We start from the raw sequence: 19,814 nt of genomic DNA, 5'->3' as shown, positions 1-19,814 counted from the left end.
AATTTGGCCTGCAAAAGTAAGGAAATTTTAGGATTTAATAGCTCTACATGCTTAAAAGCTTTTATGAATACACAGGTTTTTTTGGCTCACTAACGCTCTCCTTAGTGTTTTTCCTTTTCTTCATTTTTTGGATTGGAGGAATCGCGGGCATTACCCTTCCTGTAGACGGAGGAAAAGCTAAGTACAATAAATGGCAGGTTGTAGCAGCTATATTAATTCCTATTTATCCCGTTTTCTGGTTTATCAGCGATATTATTGCACAACATAGGTTTATGAAAAAGAACTAACTCTCTAAATAGGAATTTTTCGTTTCTGATAGTTGGTTCGATTCCTCTTCCACTAATTGCCAGTTTTCTAAACTACTTTCCTCAATAGCTTCAATAAATCGGCTAGGATTTGTGAAGTAATCTCCATGTACCGAAGGTGCAATTGCAGGATAACTGTAATAAAGCATGGCCTTCGCTCTTGTTGTAGCCACGTATAACAACCTAAGCTCTTCATCTAATTGATCTTCTTCTTCCACTGAGTACGCAGAAGGTATAATACCATCAAGGCACTGAATTATAAAAACATGTTCCCACTCTAATCCCTTAGCAGAATGAATTGTACTCAAGACCAGAGGAGGTTCTTCGTTCTGTTTTTGTTCAGTATCTACAGATGTATAATTGATTGGATCTAAGGTTAATTCTTTAACCATTTTTTCGAATGAAGAATAGTTTACAGATAATTGAACAAATGCTTCTAAATCTTTGATGCGCTTTGGGTAGTCATCATATCTTTTTTCACAAAAGTATTTATAATACTGAACCAGAATTTCAAGGCCTTGTGAAATACCCTTCTCGTTTTCTTTCAGTTCAAGCAGTAATTTGCTCAAGGATTTTATTTGTTTGAGGTATCCTTTACTGACTACTCCAGATTTTTCTAGATCAAATGGATTCGTTGAGGATCTTACCCATGTAAATAAATCCTCGGCTGTTTTCGGACCAATTCCATCTATAAGCATAAGTATTCTATTCCATGCAATTGTATCCATTGGGTTTACTATAACCCGGATATGAGCAAGTATATCTTTGACATGGGCAGCTTCGGTAAATTTCTGACCTCCATATTTAGTGAAGGGTATATTTTTTCGATTCAGCTCAACTTCAAGATCATAGGAGTCCCTCCCATTTCTAAATAAAACTGCACATGAGTTGAGTGGTATCCCTTGTTCTCTTAGTACAGCTACCATTTGTGTCACAAATCGGCTTTGTTCGCTAACCGTAGACGCCTTTACTAAAGCAGGTAAGTCTGATGTATCCTTTTTTGAATAGAGCTGTTTATCGTATTTAAAATGAGCCTGTTTTAAAAGCTCATTTGCGGTATTAAGAATTTCAGGAGTGGATCTATAATTTTCTTCCAGTTTGATAATTTTAGTTTCAGGAAAAAGTGCAGGGAATTCAATGATATTTCGATGCTCTGCTCCTCTAAATGAATAAATGCTCTGAGCATCGTCCCCTACTCCCATTATGTTTCCATGAACGCTTGAAAAAAGTTGCGCAAGCTGAGCTTGAAGCTTATTGGTATCCTGGTACTCATCAACCATAACAAAGCGATGTTTCTTAGAAATAGCATGCCTTATCTCTTCATTATTATTCAAAAGAGTACAGGTATTAGTCAGCAAATCATCAAAATCCATTACTGAATTCTGTTTCTTATATGCCTCATACCTTTCTGCAACTTCTTCTATGGTTTCTTCATACTCGGCAAATTGAGGATATCGATCTAATAGGATTACCCTAGTATCAAGAGATTTATTTTTACTAGTGCTAATTATGGAATAGAGCGTGTTCTTATTCGGAAATCTCTTTTTATTTTTATGCAGGTTGAGTTGTGTTCTTATGAGCTGAATTATTTCCAATGCATCTGAAGAGTCGACAATAGTGAAGTTTTTCTGGTATCCAATTTGCTCTGCATATTGGTGCAAAATCTGACTACAATAAAAATGAAAGGTCCCTCCTCTTACCTGCTTACAACGTTCATCTAAAATAGAGCTTGCTCGTTGCAGCATTTCATTTGCTGCTCTTCTGGTAAAAGTGAGAAGCAAAATTTCAGAAGGATGTACTCCGCTTTCAACCAGACGAGCTACCCGATATACAAGTGTTCTCGTTTTGCCTGTTCCTGCGCCTGCTACAACTAAGGCAGGACCTTCATTATGAAAAACTGCCTCTAATTGCTGAGGATTTAGTAGTTTTTCATATGAGATTGAATAATCTTCAGAGCGAAGACTTAATGATTCCTTCTTTAGAATGAATTTTTTCATGATCGAAAGTAATCAATTTGTGGAGTATGTAAAAATTATGTGTACATCTTATTTAAATGAGAATTCTTTGCTTTTCATTTGGTACTAACCCCGATATATTCCCCTTCAATAATTCAATCAAGAAATTCATGACAAACGAACCATCGTTGGCTCCTAAAGATTTCGGCTGGATCGAAGTTATTTGTGGAGGCATGTTTAGTGGTAAAACCGAGGAGCTAATAAGAAGGGCGAAAAGAGCACATATAGCAGGACAAAATGTAGTAGTAGTAAAACCTGCAATTGATAAAAGATATAGTGAAACCGAAGTAGTATCTCACAATGAAACTGCTCTTCCAAGTATTCTAGTAGATACTGCAGATCAAATAGTTCTGCTCACCGGAAATGCAAAAGTTGTCTGCATAGATGAAGCACAATTTTTTGATGATAGAATAGTAGACGTTGCAAATAGCCTTGCTAATGATAAAAAGAGAGTTATTGTAGCGGGTTTGGATATGGATTTTGAAGGCAGACCGTTTGGCCCAATGCCCTATCTATTAGCTGTTGCTGAATTTGTGACAAAGCTTCACGCTGTTTGTTCTGAAAGTGGTGCACTTGCCAATTATTCCCAAAGAGTGGTTGATAACACCAATACTGTACTTGTTGGAGAATATGACGCATATGAACCAAGGGCTCGGCACTGTTTCAGACCTAGCGTAGATACACGTAGAGGGAAACCCATACGTCCTTTTACACATGTGGACGTCGAAACTGAAGAACACCCAACTAACTAACTCTTATGGAAAATATCCTTCGCGGCATTTTAGGAATGGTAGTAATAATTGGTGCGACTTATTTATTAAGTAATAACAAAAAGCACATTAATTGGAAGTTGGTTATCACGGGTTTAGGTATTCAGTTTGTCTTGGCTATTTTTATCTTGAAATCAGAAGTTCTGGCCAATTTTTGGGCTCCTCTTGGGTGGCCAACATTGCTTTTTGAATTAGTTGCGAGCTTCTTTGTAATAGTTTTACAGTACACTACGGCTGGAGCTGAATTCTTATTTAGTTTTTTAGCCCATGGCCCGGAATATGAAGATAGTATGGGGGTAATTTTTGCTTTTCAGGTTCTTCCCACTATTATCTTTTTTGCCTCTCTTACTGCTATTCTATATCACTATGGGATCCTTCAATTTGTAGTCAAAGTATTTTCAAGGGGCATGCAAAAGCTTCTGGGTACTTCCGGAGCAGAAACTCTATCTGTAATTTCAAATATTTTTGTAGGCCAGACTGAAGCGCCACTAGTTATTAAGCCATTCATTGACAGGATGACAAAATCTGAGCTTCTTGCAGTTATGACCGGGGGTATGGCTACTATAGCTGGAGGAGTGATGGCTGCATATGTGGCCATGCTGGGTTCTTCTTTTGCTGCTGCTAATGGCTTAGAAATAGAGGTAGCTCAACAACTCTTTGCTGAACGTTTACTTGGAGCCAGTTTAATGGCAGCCCCTGCAGCTCTGGTTATTGCGAAAATACTATATCCAGAAACAGAAGAGTCGGTTACTGCTGGTTCGGTTCAAATGGTTGTTGAGAAAACTGATGCAAACGGTATTGACGCCGCTGCTTCAGGCGCTGGAGTAGGCTTGAAATTAGCTGCAAATGTTGGTGCTATGTTATTGGCGTTCATAGCGTTACTTGCTATGTTTAATGGCCTTTTTGGAGCTATTAGTGACTTTACAGGACTTACTGAATTGATAGGATCTCCATTATCCATAGAAATGTTACTTGGCTGGATTTTGGCTCCTCTGGCATGGTTAATTGGTGTGCCATGGGAAGACGCAACAACCATGGGATCTTTACTAGGTACTAAAATCGTTCTGAACGAGTTTGTAGCATATCTTAAACTCGCTGAGGGAGTTGCTGCTACCGCATTAAGTGCAAAAACAATAGCCATGGCTACGTTTGCACTGTGTGGTTTTGCTAACTTCTCCTCAATTGCCATTCAAATTGGAGGTATTGGAGGGCTAGCGCCAAGCAGGAAATCAGACTTAGCAAAATTTGGACTTAAAGCAGTTTTTGCAGGAACACTTGCAAACCTAATGACTGCTACTATAGCAGGAATGCTTTTTTAATAAACTAACACAAAAGAAATATTCATCAATACTATGAGAAAACCAGGATTTATGAGACTACTATGCGCGCTATTTGCAGCAGTTTTTATCTCCTGTGCAGGAAGCAACCAAACCATAGAATCACCTCAACAGATGCCAATTGATGCGGTAGGAGTAGCTGGAAACCAGCCGGTAAGCTACGATGAGTTGGTTCAGAACTATAGGTCTGGAAACATTAATGGAGAATTCACACTGGAGGAACTCCAGGAATTCTTGCCAATTTACCTGGATTATAAAGCAAAAATCCTATCAGCCCAGGATGCTGGATACTTTGAGAACGAAGGAATTTTAAGCGAATATGAGGTTTATGCTAAGCAAGCCGCTTATTCTTTCTGGTTAGAAAATAAAATCCGCCCTACCCTTTTCGATGAATTCAAGTTTAGGTACGACCATGAACTAAAATCCTCACACCTATTAATTGCTGTTGATCAGGCTGCTTCCCCACAAGATACTCTTGAAGCCTACAATAGGCTTATGGAAGCAAGAGAAAAGATACTTGCGGGCGCTACCATTGCAGAACTAGATGGAGAATATTCTTCCAAAAGAAATGGTAGATCTATGGGGGGTGATTTACCCTGGTTCTCAGTAGGTGCTACTGTAAAAGAGTTTGAAGATGTATTGTATAGTTTAGATGTCGGTGAGATTTCTACTCCTTTTCGTACCCAGTTTGGATATCACATAGTACAATTGGAAGAGAAAAGGGAGCGCCAACCAGCTCGATTAGTATCCCATATATTCCTTAGAGGAAACCAGGCGCCATCCAGGTTGGATAGTGCTTATAAAGAATTAGCCGAAGGCTCAGACTGGAGTGAAACAGTTAAAAAGTATACTCAAGACACCCCTTCAGCAGGTAACGGAGGTCGGATAGGTTGGATAGAGTATGGTTCCAGATATGATGCTAGTTTTATTGACCAGGTAATGACTTCAGATCCCTCTCTCCCATTCACGGAAACTATAAGTACAACCTATGGTTACCATCTTCTTAAGATTGATTCCGTAAGAACATATTCGAGTGAACAAGAGAGAGATGATTTTCTGATGGGTTTACTTGAGTCTTCAAGAACTATTAGAAAGAGTAATGGCTTTATCGTTGATTGGCTTGAAGAGTATTATGGCGGTGAGGTAAATGATTCAGCACTCATGCTTTTTTCTGAATTTGCAAAAGGCCAAGACTCGACAGAATTCAAAGATATTAATCTGGATCAAAGCCTTGGGAATGAATCTTTATTCTCTTTTTCAGAGACTAATGCAACTGTATCAGATTTTTTGAGCTATTTGATAAATAACGAAAGAGGTCCATTTAGTTCTAATTATGGTGATTCCTGGTTTGATGATTTCAAAGAAGAAATTATTGATTCAAAAATAACGGACCTTGCATTAGGTGAATTTCCGGAGTTTTCGGATCAAACTGATAACTATAAGAGCGGGCTCGTTGTATATCAGATAAATGAAGATTCTGTATGGAGTGCAGCTACAGTTGATACAACTAAACTCTTTAGCCTTTATGAGAACGATTCCGATTCTTACTCCTACCCTACCCGCTATTCCTATCATTTGATTACTTCTAGTAGAGATACTACGCTCCAGAAGGCCATTGACTTTATCAAGGCTGGTAATTCTCCAGACAGTGTTCGTGCAAATAATATCCCTGTTGGAGTAGTATCTGATTCGACGGGAACATTTCAGGGAGAACCATTTGATATGCTTAATAGTATGGAAAAAGAAACCTTTTCTGAGATTTTTGAATATAATAATAGAAAAGCGGTCTTTTATTTAAACGATATCCTTCCTGCAAGAAGGATGACCTTTAAAGAAGCTTTCAATAAGCTTTTATCAGATTATCAGCCGATAAGAGAAGAGAACTGGTTAAATCGGTTACGCAATGAGTATAATGTTTCAGTATATCCTTCTAAACTAGAGGAATTGTATAACAACGGAACTAATGAATGAGAACGACCTTACTGATAATACTTTTATTGGTAAGCTGTACCAGGAAATCGGACAATGCAGAGCCTATCCTTGCCAGAGTAGGTAATGCAACTCTTACATTTTCTGAAGCTAAAAGCTCGATTCCTGAATTTGTGTTCAAGGAAGATAGTATTGCTGCATATACCACTTTTAGAGAAGAGTGGATAGAGAATCAGATTATTTTACAAGATGCCTATAGGCTTAGAATACACCGACAACCTGAAATTCAAGATCGCCTAGAAAAAGTAAGAGAGGATTATTTAACCAAAGTGGCCCAGGAATACTACCTAGCTGAAATGGAAGAGGAAATTCAGGTTACAGATGAAGAAGCAAGAACCTATTACCAAGAAAATAAAGACAGTTTTGTACTTGAGGAGCGCTACGTTAGGTACAGGCACATGATTACCAACTCCTATGAAGATGCTCAGAGGGCTAGGAATGACTTGTTAAGAGGTATCGAATGGAATGATGTTGCTCAAGCTTTCTCTGTTAATCCAGAGTTGGCAATCCGTGAATCGGAGAGGTTTTGGCCTGAATCAATAGCAGCTGGTGAAGCAGAAATTATGAACCGATATATAAAAGTAATTGGGTTATCCGAAATAACGGTAATCGAAAATCTTGGTGACCAGTATCACTTTGTTCAATTGATGGAAGAGCGAGCTAAAGGAGATCATCCAGATTTGGAGTGGCTAATCGATCAAATCAAGGAATGGTTAATCCTTGAAAAAAGAAGACGGACCTTCAATACCTATGTAAAGAATCTTTATCTTCAGGCTCAAGCGAATAATGAAATAGAAACTTTCGACGTTCATTCAAGAAATTAGATAAATATCGTTACATAGATTTTGATGAAAACAGCTCTAAGTATATTAATAGCCTTTTTTGTTGCGGGACAATTTTCTTCACTAAATGCACAAAATTTACAGCCTACAGATCAAATTGTAGCATTAGTAAACAATCACGCGATCCTAAAATCTGATATCGATTCGGATGTAGCGAATTACATAAGGCAGGCTCAAAGCTACGGTAATCCTATTCAATTTAGTGAAGAGCTCTGGTATCAGTTCTTCGACGCATCTATTGAGAATTACATACTTATTGAAAAAGCAAGGGTTGATTCTATTACAGTGCCTCTGGAACGGGTAAACCGACAAATGGATCAACGTGTGAACCAGCTTATACAGCAAGCTGGTAGTGAACAAGCTCTCGAGCAAGTATTTGGAAAGTCGATTCTTCAACTAAAAGATGAGTTTAGAGATGGTTTCAGGGAGCAGATGTTAACCGAAATGGTTCGCCAGAATAAATTCTCATCTATTACTATTACGAGGCCAGAAGTACTAGACTTCTTTGAATCCATCCCTAAAGATTCTCTTCCTACTATACCTGAGCAAGTTGCTCTTTCTCAAATTGTAATCCTTCCTCCTCCTAAAGATGATGCCCGGGAAACTGCTCGTGAATTTGCAGAAGCTTTAAGAGATTCAGCAATTAACCACGGAAAATCCATTGATGAGCTAGCTCGCCGACATAGTGATGGCCCTTCGGCACCAAAAGGTGGTTTACTACCTATGATGGCCTTGGGTGATCTGGTTTCTGAGTATTCAGCCGCCGCTTCTGCCCTTCAGCCAGGACAAATATCCAGCGTTGTTGAAACTGAGTTTGGTTTTCATGTAATCCAATTAATTGAACGAGTTGGAGATCAGATTGAAACCCGACACATTCTTATTTCTGTAGACGCTTCTGAATTGGATGATGATTTTGCAATTAATCGACTTACAGAAATCAGGGATAGTTTAATGGCTGATGCGGAGTTAAGCTTTTCTGCTTTTGCACAAAGACTAAGTGAAGATCCTAGTACAAAGATTTCAGGGGGTAAAATTTTAGACCCGCAGACTGGAGAACGACTAATCCCTTTAAACAGATTAGATCCTGCACTTTATCGAATAGCTTTATTAATGGATGAAGAGGGAACCATTTCTGAGCCTCGCCCATTTAATCCAAACAATGCTAATGCTGGTAAAGCATTCAGGATTGTACGTCTTGACAAGCAGATTCCGGAACATGTTGCCAATTTTGAACAAGACTATGATCGGCTTAAAGCAATAGCACTGCAGCAAAAACAATTCTCAGAATACTCGAAATGGATTGAAGAGCTTAAGTCCGAGTTTTACATAGAGTATAGAATTCCGGTACCAAATATGGAGACAAATTAATGATAGCAGACGATCCGGTTAAACTTGCAGATAAATTCACAGAATCGTTTGCAGCAATAAAAAAAGAAATCCATAAAGCAGTAATAGGTCAGGAAGATATTATTAACCTATTACTTATAAGCCTTTTTTCCAGAGGGCACTGTGTGTTAGTAGGCGTGCCTGGCTTAGCAAAAACACTCTTAATACGAACCTTGGCTGATACGCTTGGTCTTTCTTTTAATAGAATTCAGTTTACCCCTGATTTAATGCCTGGAGATATAACCGGAACTGAGGTTATTGAAGAGAATAAACAAGAAGGAACTAAAGAGTTTAAATTTATTAAGGGCCCTATTTTCGCGAATATAATATTAGCCGATGAGATTAATCGTACACCTCCTAAAACTCAGGCAGCACTTTTGGAAGGTATGCAAGAATATCATGTAACAGCTTCCGGCGTTACTTATGATTTGGATACTCCTTTCTTTGTACTTGCTACACAAAACCCAATTGAGCAGGAAGGCACCTACCCCCTTCCTGAGGCTCAGTTAGATCGCTTCATGTTCAATATTTGGGTTGACTATCCAAGCTTTGAAGAAGAGAAGGAAATTGTTAGCAAGACAACATCGAAAAGAGATGTTAATCTGTCTCCTATCTTAACCCGTGAAGAAATTGAAGAACTCCAGTCTTTGGTTCTTGAAGTACCAGTACCTGAAAGTGTGCTTGATTATACCGTCAAGTTGGTTGGTATGACTCGTCCCAATTCAGATTTAGCTCCCGATTATATTAAAAAGTATATGAGCTGGGGAGCTGGCCCTCGTGCTTCGCAATATCTGATACTCGGTGGTAAGGCAAGAGCACTATCACAAGGAAGATATAATGTAACTGAAGAGGATATAAAGGCACTTGCTGTACCAGTTTTAAGGCACCGGATAGTGAATAATTATGCTGCTGAGGCTGAAGGTCATACAGTTGTATCACTAATCAATCTGCTACTGGATGACGTCCATTGATCTAATGAATGGAATTCCAGGGCTTCCAACATAACCTACCAGACTTTGTAATTGCTTTAATAGCAATTTCCCTTATTGCTGTTTCTTTTTTTTCATATCGAAAAATTACGGCTCTCTCTTTACTTCCTCGAATAGGATTAATAACACTAAGAACACTAGCCTTATTACTTGTCTTTGTTCTTTTTCTTAATCCATATTTCTTCTCTTCTGAATTGGTTCGAAAGAATCCTCGGTTACTATTCCTCCTTGACAATTCTGAGAGCGTTTCGATAAATAAAGGCAGTTATCAGGGAATAGAGTCATATCAATCGGTTTTGGATCAACTATCTATTTATTCAAGGAATAATATAGATTTGGAGTTTTTTAGTATTGGGAGCAGTACCGCTCAATTGTCAGGTGTTGATCAACTAACATTTAACGAGGGTGAAAGTAATTTCTACTCAGCATTATCTCAGGTTCAGGAACTTGAAGATGATTTTGATGGTGTTGTCTTGCTTTCTGATGGAATAATTACTTTTGGCAGAAACCCTGCCCTTCTCGCTTTAGACCTAACAATACCTATTTACTCTATAGCACTAGGTGATACAACTACTGTTAAGGATATCGCAGTAAATAACATTGTTTCGAATCCAACAGGATATACTAATACATTTCATAATGTAAGAGTTGACATATCTCAGAATGGGTATGAAGGAGAATCAATTACTATCGATTTAAAAGATAGTGAGGGAAATACATTGGCTACTGAGCAAGCAACATTTAGCTCAGGAGAGGAAATAAAAAGTATAGATTTTTCATTGAGCTTAGAAGAGCCTGGGCTAAATCAATACTCAATTATTGTAAGTGAGTTAGAGGAAGAATGGAGTACCGAAAATAATTCTTCCTTTTTTTCAATTGATGTGCTAGACGGTAAAACGAAAGTTCTGCATATATCTTTTGAGGTTCACCCTGATGTGAAAACCGTTCGTTCTGTCTTAGAGGAAGATCAAAATATTGAACTTTCAACAATGACTTGGTTTGGATCAAACCAAGTCATTGAAAATGAAATACCCTCTATGGAAGATTTTGATCTCATTATTATGCATGGGGTTCCTTATGGAAATATTGATCAGGCATTATTTAAAGGGTTGTCAACCACTTCTACACTTTATTTTCAGCTCCCAAAAAGCAGGATTAACCAGGAAGGAATTTTTCCCGAGCTTTTCATGATTCAGAATTCGGGAAATCAATTATTTCAGGTTCAACTTTCACCTAATTCTGAAAGCAATACTCATCCAATTTTAGAACTTCCGGAAATTGTTTATCAAAATGCTCCTCCCCTTGTAAGCTCTTTAAGATCTATTTCAACTGTACCTGATGCAGTTGATTTGATCAATAGTAGCTTTCAAAACGTTAAGACTCCTAATTCAATACTAAGTATTGTAGAAAGAGGTGGAGTCCGCCGAAGTACAGTTGCAGCTTGGGGATGGTTTAAAATGTATCAAAGCCCTAATGAGCAGGAACGTGAATTTGTTATCCAGCTTGTCAATAATCTTGTAGGTTGGACTTCTAACAACCCTGATAATAGAAGGTTAAAAATTTCTCCTTCAAAGCCCGTATTTAACCTATCAGAAGAGGTTATAATAAATGCGAATCTCAATAATGAAAGTGGTGAGTCAGAATCAGAAGCTTCAATTGAATTAAATATTAGTACTGAGGATGGTTTTTTACAGCCTTATAATATGTCGAATGTTGGTGGCGGCGCCTATGAACTTAGTTCTGAAAGCTTGGGTCCTGGGTTGTATTCATATACAGCAGTTGCCAGGAAAGGAAACCGAGAGATTGATACACAAACAGGAGAGTTCTTGATACAGCAAACCAATTCAGAATTAGTTAACTCGATAAGAAATGATAATCTACTTCAATCATTTGCAAACGAAACAGGAGGAAGATTCTTTGAATTCGAAAACGTTAGTGATTTCTGGCAGGCCTTAAATAGCGATAATATATTACAGCAAAACCAGGAATTGGTGGAAAGCTATCATTTTCCGGTTCGTTCTTTTTGGTGGTTTGTTTTAGTGCTCTCCCTTCTCGGAGTAGAATGGCTCACAAGAAAATATTATGCGCTTCCCTAGCTAAAAGCTTTTTAAATCAACAGTAGCGTTTCCAAGCTCTTTCGTAGTTACGATAAACATATCTCCATATTGAGATTCATCTATTTGCTCGTATTCTTTGCTTCCTAAAACCATATTAACCAGAGCAGGGGTAGTATTGGAGTGTCCTACAATTAAAACAGCCCCTCCCCTATACTCCACTATTATATTTTCCAAGAATTGCTCAATATTTTCAAAACCATAAGTATTGATTTCTAAATCTAGCGAATCGGCCGTTGGTTTTGCCGTCATTTCTGTTCGCTTGTAAGGAGTACTAAAGACGGCTTTAATATCAAAATCAGAAAGTGATTTATATAGATTTGAGGCTCGCTTTTCCCCTTTTTCATCCAAGGGTGGGTTTCTTGTTCCGTCGCTTGCCTTTTCCGCATGTCGAACAAAAATTAGCGTGGTAGATTCTATTTGAAATGCTTGTAATGCACTGCTACCAGCAAGAATAAATAGAGATAGCAGAATAAGTGTTTGAAAGCTTTTTCTCATGTTTTTTGAGGTATATAAAAAAAGCCATGCTCAATAGCATGGCTTTTAATCATTTTTTTGCGTTCAGGCCTTCTGCGTTTTAAACATGGCCATAGTAAAACCGATTGTTAATACTGCAATAATCACAATAAAAACAATGATCATAGGATGAATTGGTCTTGCTTGCTCTTCCCAACCTACTAATTGATCATCGATAGATGATATTTGTGTAACCGTTAATACATCTGCGTCATGAATAAAGGCTCCCCAGTCATTCTTTATTTTTCCAGACCAAAAACTATGAAAGGCTTTGAACTGAGTGTAGCTATCAGCAGTAAGCATTTCTTCTTCGCTTTTTTTATAGGCTTCTTTTACAAAACTATCTAATGCGGCGAAAAAGCTAGAGCTATTATCAAATGCATCCAGTTCAAGTTCACTAAATTCGAGATATCGATCCATGGAGGACCACATTTTTTGAGAAGCGGTCATTCGCCACTCTTTCATTTTTTTATCGATGCGGTTTTCCCATTCGGTTCTGTTCTTATCTGCGTAAGCCTGGAGCATGTTGGTTTGTATACTTTCCCATTTGGTCTGAAAGTGTCGTTGTAAGACATACATTCTAAGATGATCTTCAACCGAAAGTAATTGATTATTAGTACTTAAGAATTCATTGTTTTCATCAATGATTTTTGCGATTAGTTCTAAAGGGTTGTCACTTCCAAGTTTTCTCTCTGGGGAGAATGTCTCACCCAAGATACTTTTGTAACCTTGTTCCTGACGATCATATACCACCATCATTGAATCAATTACATTAAGTACAATGGAATCCCTTAATTCCAGACTCTTTCGATACTCTCGTACCATGCTAGCGAGTTTTTGCTCACTTTCTTCGGACTTTAGAATGGCCTTATAAAGAGAGTCTCTCTGTTGTGAAAGAATTACTAATTCCGACTGGTAGCTAATAAGCTGATCGGATAACTGAGCCAATTGATCAATCTGGTGTTCGATTACCAAAAGCTTTTCTTCATTAACTCTTGCTCTTTTGATCAGAGCTTCCATTTTCTGCTCAAAGTTGCTCGGGAATAATGCATTATTCAAGAGACTTTCATGAGTTTCATACTCAGCTTTTAGAGAACTAATCTTGGAATAAATACTGTCGATTTCTTCTACACTGGAAGCATTAGTCACTTCAGCTGTTAACGTTTGATAGGAATCTACAAACTCTTTCTGAGTTTCATAGTCACTTTGTTGAGCAAGTAAATACCCACTTGATGCCAACATAAATACTATATAAAGACCGCTAAGTTTGATTGCTTTTCTCATGATGCATCCTCCTTTTTATAAATACCTTTTTCTGTTAGTAGTACAGCTTCATTATTGGTACTAAGTAATTGAACTGATGGGGCCCGCCAATTAAATGCAGGTGATTGAAGTCCGAATTCGGATACTTCAATTTTTCTCTTGAGCTTTAGTTCATTTCTTCGAGGCTCCATTACATAAACATTTTTAAATCCATCTGCTGTTATGAAATAATAGCCCTGATGATTCCTAATCATTCGTATTTCGGATACCAAAATTTGAGTGGTATCCTGGAATTCTTCTAGTTGAAAAGGGAGTATAGAATAGCTGATTCCGTGCCTAATATCCTGTACTAAACCTTCATCATTTGGGATAAGAACCGACTCAATTTTTTGTGCATAATTAACATCTTGAACTACCATTGACTTAGAGCAAGCCTGGAACATCAACATGCCAACCAATACTATCGGTACTATAATTTTTCTTTGAATAGTCATAGGTCCTCCTTGATTGTTGATCATTCAATCAATTATAGACCTGAATCGACTTTTTGTTTCTTGCTAAAGGATAATCAGAGATTCTACAGTTATATGTTTTTTTAAAGCATCCCTCCCATTTAAAAATCCCAATTCAATGATGAAAGAATAGCCAATTACTTCTCCTCCAAGTCGTTCAACTAATCGAGTAGCTGCAGCCGCTGAACCTCCTGTAGCAATAAGATCATCATGAATGATGACTTTAGAGTTTTCTGGAAAGGCATCCTTATGAATTTCAAGAGAATCTTGACCATATTCGAGCTCGTAGGATTCAGAAATTGCTTCAGCTGGTAATTTCCCTGGTTTTCGAATGGGTACGAAACCTGCATTTAGTTTCGAGGCTATATTCGTCCCAAAAAGAAAACCTCTCGACTCTAATCCAAGAACGTAGTCAATATCTAGGTTCTCAAAAGGCTTAGCCAACATTTGAGTGGTAAGTTTTAGTGCTTCTCTATCATTTAGAAGAGTAGTTATGTCCTTAAATTGTATTCCCGGTTTTGGAAAATCCGGAATGGTTCTAATACTCTCAGCGATATAATGAATAATTCTTTCTTCTTCTTTTTGCATCGAATTGTTTTAAGTTCGCGATAAGGTAGAGAAAACGTAACCCTTCAATCAAGTAAATGGATCAACCAGAAGCGCCTATTTGGCAACAGCATCAAAAATTCATGGCTCAAGCCTTATTTCTTGCTGAGAAGGCTTTTGAGGAAGGAGAAGTACCCGTAGGTGCAGTTGTAGTGTATGAAAACAAAATAGTAGGAAAGGGATACAATCAGGTAGAAAAACTAACAGATCCAACTGCGCATGCTGAAATTCTTGCAATTACTGCTGCTTGTGATACTTTAAATGAAAAATACCTTAGTGATTGTACCCTATATGTAACGTTAGAGCCATGTCCTATGTGCGCTGGAGCGTTAGTATGGAGTAAAATAGGAAGGGTAGTATTTGGAGCTTCTGATATAAAATCAGGAGGTTGTGGAAGTGTATTCAACATTACAGATAACCAACACCTGAATCATAGAATTGAAACTATTCAAGGTATATTAGAACAGGACTGTGAGTACCTCCTAAAATCTTTTTTTCAGTCTAAAAGATTAACCTCCTAGCTTAGTAGTGAAAGCATTCGGACTAAAGATGGAGTATTGAGATCAGGATTAGATTTCTTAACCTGATGCCCGATTTCATAAGCTATTTTCCATTGATTTATTAGAGTTTTTACTCCAAAAAAGAATGAATGAGAAGGATCATAAATATTGGTGGACTCGGAAGTAACGCCATTTAATTCGATAACTTTTAAGTTCTTGCCTAGCTTTAAGTCGCTCTCAGTTGGTACCTTTATGTCGTATCTGCCGAAATGGAATCCATCAAAGCTGGAACTGATTCTATCCAATTCGTCCCTTAATTCATCTGTAAGTAAATTTGAAGCATCATAAAAAATAGCTCCACGGGCGTGTGTTCCTAGTTCTACAAGGGTAATCTTTTCCTCTTTAGCAGGAATAGAATAAAGTTTATCGATATGATTATCGAAGTGCACCTCAGCCATACAAACTGCTCTCTTGTCTTTTAAAATAAGTTCTTCAAGGGTATGAACTCCATCTCCAATAAGGCTGAGATATTTCTTTCTGGTTATAGACAGAATACGTCCCTTTGTCTCATTTGGAAATCGATAGTAAAACACTCCGAATTCTTCTCCGGGGATGAATTCTTGAAGTATATGATCGCTTTCTAATGTTGGGATAAGTGCGTCCAATTCTGCTTCATCTTTGACTATTTGTACCCCCTTCCCTCTTTCTCCAATATCTGGCTTTATTACGATAGGATATTCAAGGGCATTTTCTTTCATAAACTCAATTACAGCCTCTTTTTTGGATTCCATAGAAGCTCTGATAAATGAATATCTGGCTACAGAGTCTCTATCCTTAATACCATTGAGAATGTCATGCTTACTTTCTTTTATAAATCCACCATATGGGATTGCAGGATTAGCATGTACGAAAATACCTGGTCGTTTGTATTTGACCCATAGCCAAAATGAATACAACACTACAAAGGAGTAGATTACAAACGGACTCCAGAACTCCCACTGGGTCAATCGTTTCCACTTGCCTATCAAAAGCCGTCTTCCTTTGAAAGTGAAAAAAGGGATTAAAATTTTAAAGATTAGATAAAGGGTAACTAAAACACCGCCTAACACCCATAAAGCATAATCCTGATACACGTTAAAGTAATTAATCATTTCCTGACCAAGTAATACAGCAAGGCCTACTAATATTGGAGTCCAGATAATAGAAGCTACTCCAAAGTAAAAAATGAACATCCAGAAACTAGCTCCAATAGCTCCTGCTGAAAAGTAGGTTGGAAATCTGGTTCCAGGAATAAAGCGGCTGGCAATGATGATTGCTGGTCCCCTCGCTTCGAACCAGTGATAAGATTTTTGTATATCCTTTTCATTGATAAACCATTTTAAAGGTGCTCTGTGTAACGTACTGGAAGCTAGCCATTTGCCAGAAAGATATAGAAGTATATCTCCAACAAATATGCCAATTAAGCATGCTAATACTCCAGGGCCAAAGCCAATTAAACCTCTAGCTATAAGTAAGCCTGTTCCAATACATGTTAGATCCTCGGATATTAAAGTAGATAAGATGATTACAAGCATTAAGATGATTAATGCCCTCCCCTCTGCCTTTACTGAATTTGTTTCATCAAAAGGAAGTAATGACTGAATCTTTCTTGAAGCAGAAATAGCAGGAGATGAATGTTGCTGAAACTCATTTCTTGTCAAAAAAGAATAAAAATCCTGATTTACACTTGATGAATTAATGGGGTAGCTTTTTAATTCACTTTGTGGGATGATTCGGGAATGTTCTTTTGAAGCTTCATACGAAATTTTATCCCCTTCGATATGCTGAATTAAGACATTACCAGATAATAACCCGAGTTTTCCCCTTAACTCTCTTTGATCTGATTTCCTCTGGATTTTAGCTCTAAGAATCTGTCTATCTACAGATTCAAACATCCCAAAATTAGGCGTGAGGAATTTGAATAATGAATAACCTAAATATTTAGCGCTGTAAACAGCATGATTTAAATGATATCCTCCAAGTAGTTCTAACTCCACTACTCCATTAGCGGACATTAAAGTTGTAGAAGAGACCCTTTCAGGATATGTGTAAGAGAATTCGGTTGCAACTGCTCCTCCAATTCCTTTTCCACCGACATGAACACTAGCTATGTTAAGAGAATCAATTAGGTGTTTAGCATATTCTGAGATGGAATGAAAAGATGGATTCTTAACATTCCTGTAATCCGGGCTTAGAACAAAAAACTCATCTTCTATATTAGTTTCGGAAAAATCTACATCAAGGATTGGATCATTAAAGAAAAGTAAGACCGGCTTTTCTCCATCATATGGGACGAGCTTGTACTTTGAATTTAATGTGCTATTCAGTTGTATAAATACAACAGATACTAAGGTGAGAATTAAGTAAACAAAAAACCCTAGCGTCCATCTAAATCGAAATGGAGCTCTATTGGAGTCCATTACTTCAGATTACGAAGCTGCGGCTTCTATTTCTTTACTACGCTCATGCTTAAGTGTAGAAGGTGCTACTCCAAACTCAGGAGAAGGATTAAAACCCATAGTTTTTAAAATCAAACCAATTAAGGCGTAGTGATGAACAGTATGACTAATTAAGAATTGAAGCTCTCTTCGTATCGTAGAGCTACTCAATGGAGCTCCTTCTTCCCCAATTCCTTCATTACTTCTTACAGATATAGTCTTGTCCAGAACAACGGCTTTTTCGGAAAGAGATCTTAAGCTCTCAATGACCCTCCCAATTGATTCGATCATATAAGATCGATCCAATTCAAGTGAAAGGTTTCTTTCTCTGGCGTCATAATCCACTAAACCGTCTTTTTCTTCAATCAGGCTTATATAGTGCTCGATAATATGTCTGAAATGACGACCAATTCCGCTCTTATTGTATTTCCCATCATTAGCTGAATATTGGTCATCTGAAACATCTGACAGAAGTTCAATTCCTTGGTTTAGGAAAAAGATATTTGAATCAATTACCAGGGTGTGCTTGTGCATATTTTTCGGGATCTATTACCGGTACAAAAGACTCTCTTACAATCTCTTGGGATGATTGTGTAAGAACCTTTCTATCTGAGTTCGTAACCACATCAGCGCTAAAGGTAATGGTTGCTGAGAACTCTTTCATCATAAAAAGATAAAATAAATGGTCAAAAAAGGGTGTATCGTCCCACCAGCATATAGATTGATAAGCTGGTTTTTCATATTCCGGAGTTTCATAGTGAATTGAAGCACAATGAACAGGAAGATTTTGACTAGCAGGAAATTGAAACAACGATGACTTGAATGGTAGTATTTCTACACCAGCACTTGTGGTACCTTCGGGGAAAAGTACAATACCCTGCGAAGAATTGAGCTTTTTTGATACTTCTTCATTTACTCTGGCTACATCTGACCTTTTTTCTCTGTCAATAAATAATACACCTGAAGAAGCAAGCACGAACCCAATTACAGGCCAATCTTTGACATCACTTTTAGCAATGAAAGTGCAATCAAGTTGAGAAAAGAAGAGCCAAACATCTACATAACTCAAATGATTTGAAACCATAAAAAAAGGTGGTTTAGGTGGGGTGCCCTTAACTGAAATATTGATACCCAATACCTTTATTACTGATTGTCCCCATTTTCTTCTCTGTAAAGCTGCCCACTTGATTTCGTCGTAGCCTAAAAAAGAAAAGAGCTTTCCAAGAATGATTAATGAATAGTGATAAAAGGTGGTAATTAAGAAAAGAAAAATTTTTCCTACTGCAATGATCTTTCTCATGAAAGAAAGTAGCTAAAAATTATTTCAAAAAGAGTGCTTTTGACTGTTCCGAAAGTGATTCTTTATCTAATAAAATCAAGAAATCAATGGTTTTGAAAGTAGAATCTAAAGCTGGTGCACTACAGACTTTTACTCCAATATCCAGATAAAGACGAAAAAGCTGAGGTAATTTAACTACTTCATCAAATACTAAACCTTTCTCATTGGAGCATTCGAAAGCAGGTTGCACAGGAATATCAAAATCAGGGTGAAGGTATTTTTCATTTATAAGATGAGTATATACAGCCTGACCTTCCGCAGGATTTTGGCTTGTAATTGAACAGCAGCCAAACAGGTACCTTTTGTTAGATAATGCCAGATATTTAGCTAAGCCTCTCCACAAAAGGTATAGTACCCTTCCACTTCGGTGATCTATGTGGATACATGCTCTTCCCAATTCAACTACATTATCAAGAATTTGATCCGAAAAACGGGATATATCAAACTCAGACTGTGTATAAAAACCGTTACCAGACTTTGCCATTGCATTGTCCTGCATTCGATAAGTTCCAATCACAGCATCCGTAGAGTTTTCGATTACAAGGAGATGATCACATTGAGCATCAAATTCATCTTCATCCATTTTATTTTCAAAGGATGATTCCAATCCTTCTCCCAACTCAATGTTGAAAACATCAAATCGCAGCCTTAACGCTTTCTCTATTTCCTCTCTATTCTGAGCAATCTTTACAGAATATTTATGACCGGGAATTAATAAACCGTCTACATTTGTTTGTAAGTTAAGATTCTTTACTGTACTCATATCACTTGTTAATATTCAGTAAATTAGTTTAGCAAGTCAGTATTATCTTAGCATTAACAATATATAAACTGATTATCTAATAAAGTCAAAG

The 19,814-nt window shown here is 37.5% G+C and carries 18 protein-coding genes; 9 read left to right on the top strand and 9 right to left on the bottom strand.

Annotated elements, in window-relative coordinates; all coding sequences use genetic code 11:
• Positions 1 to 47 precede the first annotated feature (47 nt).
• Entirely contained in the window at positions 48 to 287 is a 240-nt protein-coding gene (locus ED557_00980) for a hypothetical protein (GenBank protein ID RNC85379.1), read from the top strand.
• Here the strand turns inward: ED557_00980 and ED557_00975 are convergent.
• On the bottom strand, positions 284 to 2,302 hold the full coding sequence (locus ED557_00975; GenBank protein RNC85378.1) for an ATP-dependent helicase: 2,019 nt from the start codon (positions 2,300 to 2,302) through the stop codon (positions 284 to 286). The two genes, ED557_00980 and ED557_00975, sit on opposite strands and share 4 nt — an antisense overlap.
• A gap of 128 nt (positions 2,303 to 2,430) precedes the next feature.
• Here ED557_00975 and ED557_00970 point away from each other — a divergent pair, with 128 nt between their 5' ends.
• The 7 genes from ED557_00970 to ED557_00940 are packed head-to-tail and all read left to right on the top strand — an operon-like array spanning position 2,431 to position 11,729.
• A complete protein-coding gene (locus tag ED557_00970; GenBank protein ID RNC85377.1) occupies positions 2,431 to 3,072 on the top strand; it encodes a thymidine kinase in 642 nt (213 codons plus the stop codon).
• A gap of 5 nt (positions 3,073 to 3,077) precedes the next feature.
• Complete coding sequence (locus tag ED557_00965; GenBank protein RNC85376.1) at positions 3,078 to 4,409, top strand: NupC/NupG family nucleoside CNT transporter; 1,332 nt, start codon at positions 3,078 to 3,080, stop codon at positions 4,407 to 4,409.
• 33 nt (positions 4,410 to 4,442) lie between these two features.
• Positions 4,443 to 6,398, top strand: coding sequence for a hypothetical protein (locus ED557_00960; protein RNC85375.1), 1,956 nt, complete (start codon positions 4,443 to 4,445; stop codon positions 6,396 to 6,398).
• Positions 6,395 to 7,240: a hypothetical protein gene (locus ED557_00955; protein ID RNC85374.1), complete on the top strand. Its 846-nt coding sequence runs from the start codon at positions 6,395 to 6,397 to the stop codon at positions 7,238 to 7,240. Before ED557_00960 ends, ED557_00955 begins: the two co-directional genes overlap by 4 nt.
• A gap of 24 nt (positions 7,241 to 7,264) precedes the next feature.
• Entirely contained in the window at positions 7,265 to 8,626 is a 1,362-nt protein-coding gene (locus ED557_00950; protein RNC85373.1) for a hypothetical protein, read from the top strand.
• Positions 8,626 to 9,615, top strand: a complete 990-nt coding sequence (locus tag ED557_00945; protein ID RNC85372.1) for a MoxR family ATPase — start codon at positions 8,626 to 8,628, stop codon at positions 9,613 to 9,615. Before ED557_00950 ends, ED557_00945 begins: the two co-directional genes overlap by 1 nt.
• A gap of 8 nt (positions 9,616 to 9,623) precedes the next feature.
• On the top strand, positions 9,624 to 11,729 hold the full coding sequence (locus ED557_00940; protein RNC85371.1) for a VWA domain-containing protein: 2,106 nt from the start codon (positions 9,624 to 9,626) through the stop codon (positions 11,727 to 11,729).
• On the opposite strand, the gene ED557_00935 is transcribed toward ED557_00940, so the two are convergent.
• The 4 genes from ED557_00935 to ED557_00920 all read right to left on the bottom strand — a co-directional run bounded on the left by ED557_00935 (position 11,730) and on the right by ED557_00920 (position 14,626).
• On the bottom strand, positions 11,730 to 12,245 hold the full coding sequence (locus ED557_00935) for a phosphoglycerate mutase (GenBank protein RNC85370.1): 516 nt from the start codon (positions 12,243 to 12,245) through the stop codon (positions 11,730 to 11,732).
• Positions 12,246 to 12,308: 63 nt separating this feature from the next.
• Complete coding sequence (locus ED557_00930) at positions 12,309 to 13,547, bottom strand: hypothetical protein (GenBank protein ID RNC85369.1); 1,239 nt, start codon at positions 13,545 to 13,547, stop codon at positions 12,309 to 12,311.
• Positions 13,544 to 14,020: a hypothetical protein gene (locus ED557_00925; protein ID RNC86129.1), complete on the bottom strand. Its 477-nt coding sequence runs from the start codon at positions 14,018 to 14,020 to the stop codon at positions 13,544 to 13,546. The genes ED557_00930 and ED557_00925 overlap by 4 nt, the downstream gene beginning before the upstream one ends.
• 63 nt (positions 14,021 to 14,083) lie before the next feature.
• Entirely contained in the window at positions 14,084 to 14,626 is a 543-nt protein-coding gene (locus ED557_00920) for an adenine phosphoribosyltransferase (protein ID RNC85368.1), read from the bottom strand.
• A 56-nt stretch (positions 14,627 to 14,682) separates the two neighbouring features.
• Between ED557_00920 and tadA the strand changes: the two genes are divergently transcribed.
• Positions 14,683 to 15,165: a tRNA adenosine(34) deaminase TadA gene (tadA, locus tag ED557_00915; protein ID RNC85367.1), complete on the top strand. Its 483-nt coding sequence runs from the start codon at positions 14,683 to 14,685 to the stop codon at positions 15,163 to 15,165.
• On the opposite strand, the gene ED557_00910 is transcribed toward tadA, so the two are convergent.
• The 4 genes from ED557_00910 to ED557_00895 are packed head-to-tail and all read right to left on the bottom strand — an operon-like array spanning position 15,162 to position 19,723.
• Positions 15,162 to 17,603, bottom strand: a complete 2,442-nt coding sequence (locus tag ED557_00910) for a hypothetical protein (GenBank protein RNC85366.1) — start codon at positions 17,601 to 17,603, stop codon at positions 15,162 to 15,164. The two genes, tadA and ED557_00910, sit on opposite strands and share 4 nt — an antisense overlap.
• A gap of 9 nt (positions 17,604 to 17,612) precedes the next feature.
• On the bottom strand, positions 17,613 to 18,155 hold the full coding sequence (locus ED557_00905) for a DinB family protein (protein ID RNC85365.1): 543 nt from the start codon (positions 18,153 to 18,155) through the stop codon (positions 17,613 to 17,615).
• The gene (locus ED557_00900) at positions 18,130 to 18,921 is read right to left on the bottom strand and encodes a 1-acyl-sn-glycerol-3-phosphate acyltransferase (protein ID RNC85364.1); all 792 of its coding nucleotides are present in this window, start codon (positions 18,919 to 18,921) and stop codon (positions 18,130 to 18,132) included. Before ED557_00900 ends, ED557_00905 begins: the two co-directional genes overlap by 26 nt.
• Positions 18,922 to 18,940: 19 nt before the next feature.
• Positions 18,941 to 19,723, bottom strand: a complete 783-nt coding sequence (locus tag ED557_00895) for a GNAT family N-acetyltransferase (GenBank protein RNC85363.1) — start codon at positions 19,721 to 19,723, stop codon at positions 18,941 to 18,943.
• Positions 19,724 to 19,814 lie beyond the last annotated feature (91 nt).

It is taken from the genome of Balneola sp., from assembly GCA_003712055.1.
In the GTDB taxonomy this organism is placed as follows: domain Bacteria; phylum Bacteroidota; class Rhodothermia; order Balneolales; family Balneolaceae; genus RHLJ01.
This window is presented reverse-complemented; position numbering and strand designations above follow the sequence as displayed.

Bases quoted from the DNA above. Each gene is read 5' to 3' on its own strand.
- ED557_00910 (RNC85366.1), bottom strand. From the start codon at position 17,603: ATGGACTCCAATAGAGCTCCATTTCGATTTAGATGGACGCTAGGGTTT.
- ED557_00935 (RNC85370.1), bottom strand. From the start codon at position 12,245: ATGAGAAAAAGCTTTCAAACACTTATTCTGCTATCTCTATTTATTCTT.
- ED557_00950 (RNC85373.1), top strand. From the start codon at position 7,265: ATGAAAACAGCTCTAAGTATATTAATAGCCTTTTTTGTTGCGGGACAA.
- ED557_00900 (RNC85364.1), bottom strand. From the start codon at position 18,921: ATGAGAAAGATCATTGCAGTAGGAAAAATTTTTCTTTTCTTAATTACC.
- tadA (RNC85367.1), top strand. From the start codon at position 14,683: ATGGATCAACCAGAAGCGCCTATTTGGCAACAGCATCAAAAATTCATG.
- ED557_00920 (RNC85368.1), bottom strand. From the start codon at position 14,626: ATGCAAAAAGAAGAAGAAAGAATTATTCATTATATCGCTGAGAGTATT.
- ED557_00905 (RNC85365.1), bottom strand. From the start codon at position 18,155: ATGCACAAGCACACCCTGGTAATTGATTCAAATATCTTTTTCCTAAAC.
- ED557_00955 (RNC85374.1), top strand. From the start codon at position 6,395: ATGAGAACGACCTTACTGATAATACTTTTATTGGTAAGCTGTACCAGG.
- ED557_00940 (RNC85371.1), top strand. From the start codon at position 9,624: ATGGAATTCCAGGGCTTCCAACATAACCTACCAGACTTTGTAATTGCT.
- ED557_00895 (RNC85363.1), bottom strand. From the start codon at position 19,723: ATGAGTACAGTAAAGAATCTTAACTTACAAACAAATGTAGACGGTTTA.
- ED557_00945 (RNC85372.1), top strand. From the start codon at position 8,626: ATGATAGCAGACGATCCGGTTAAACTTGCAGATAAATTCACAGAATCG.
- ED557_00965 (RNC85376.1), top strand. From the start codon at position 3,078: ATGGAAAATATCCTTCGCGGCATTTTAGGAATGGTAGTAATAATTGGT.
- ED557_00970 (RNC85377.1), top strand. From the start codon at position 2,431: ATGACAAACGAACCATCGTTGGCTCCTAAAGATTTCGGCTGGATCGAA.
- ED557_00975 (RNC85378.1), bottom strand. From the start codon at position 2,302: ATGAAAAAATTCATTCTAAAGAAGGAATCATTAAGTCTTCGCTCTGAA.
- ED557_00925 (RNC86129.1), bottom strand. From the start codon at position 14,020: ATGACTATTCAAAGAAAAATTATAGTACCGATAGTATTGGTTGGCATG.
- ED557_00960 (RNC85375.1), top strand. From the start codon at position 4,443: ATGAGAAAACCAGGATTTATGAGACTACTATGCGCGCTATTTGCAGCA.
- ED557_00930 (RNC85369.1), bottom strand. From the start codon at position 13,547: ATGAGAAAAGCAATCAAACTTAGCGGTCTTTATATAGTATTTATGTTG.
- ED557_00980 (RNC85379.1), top strand. From the start codon at position 48: ATGCTTAAAAGCTTTTATGAATACACAGGTTTTTTTGGCTCACTAACG.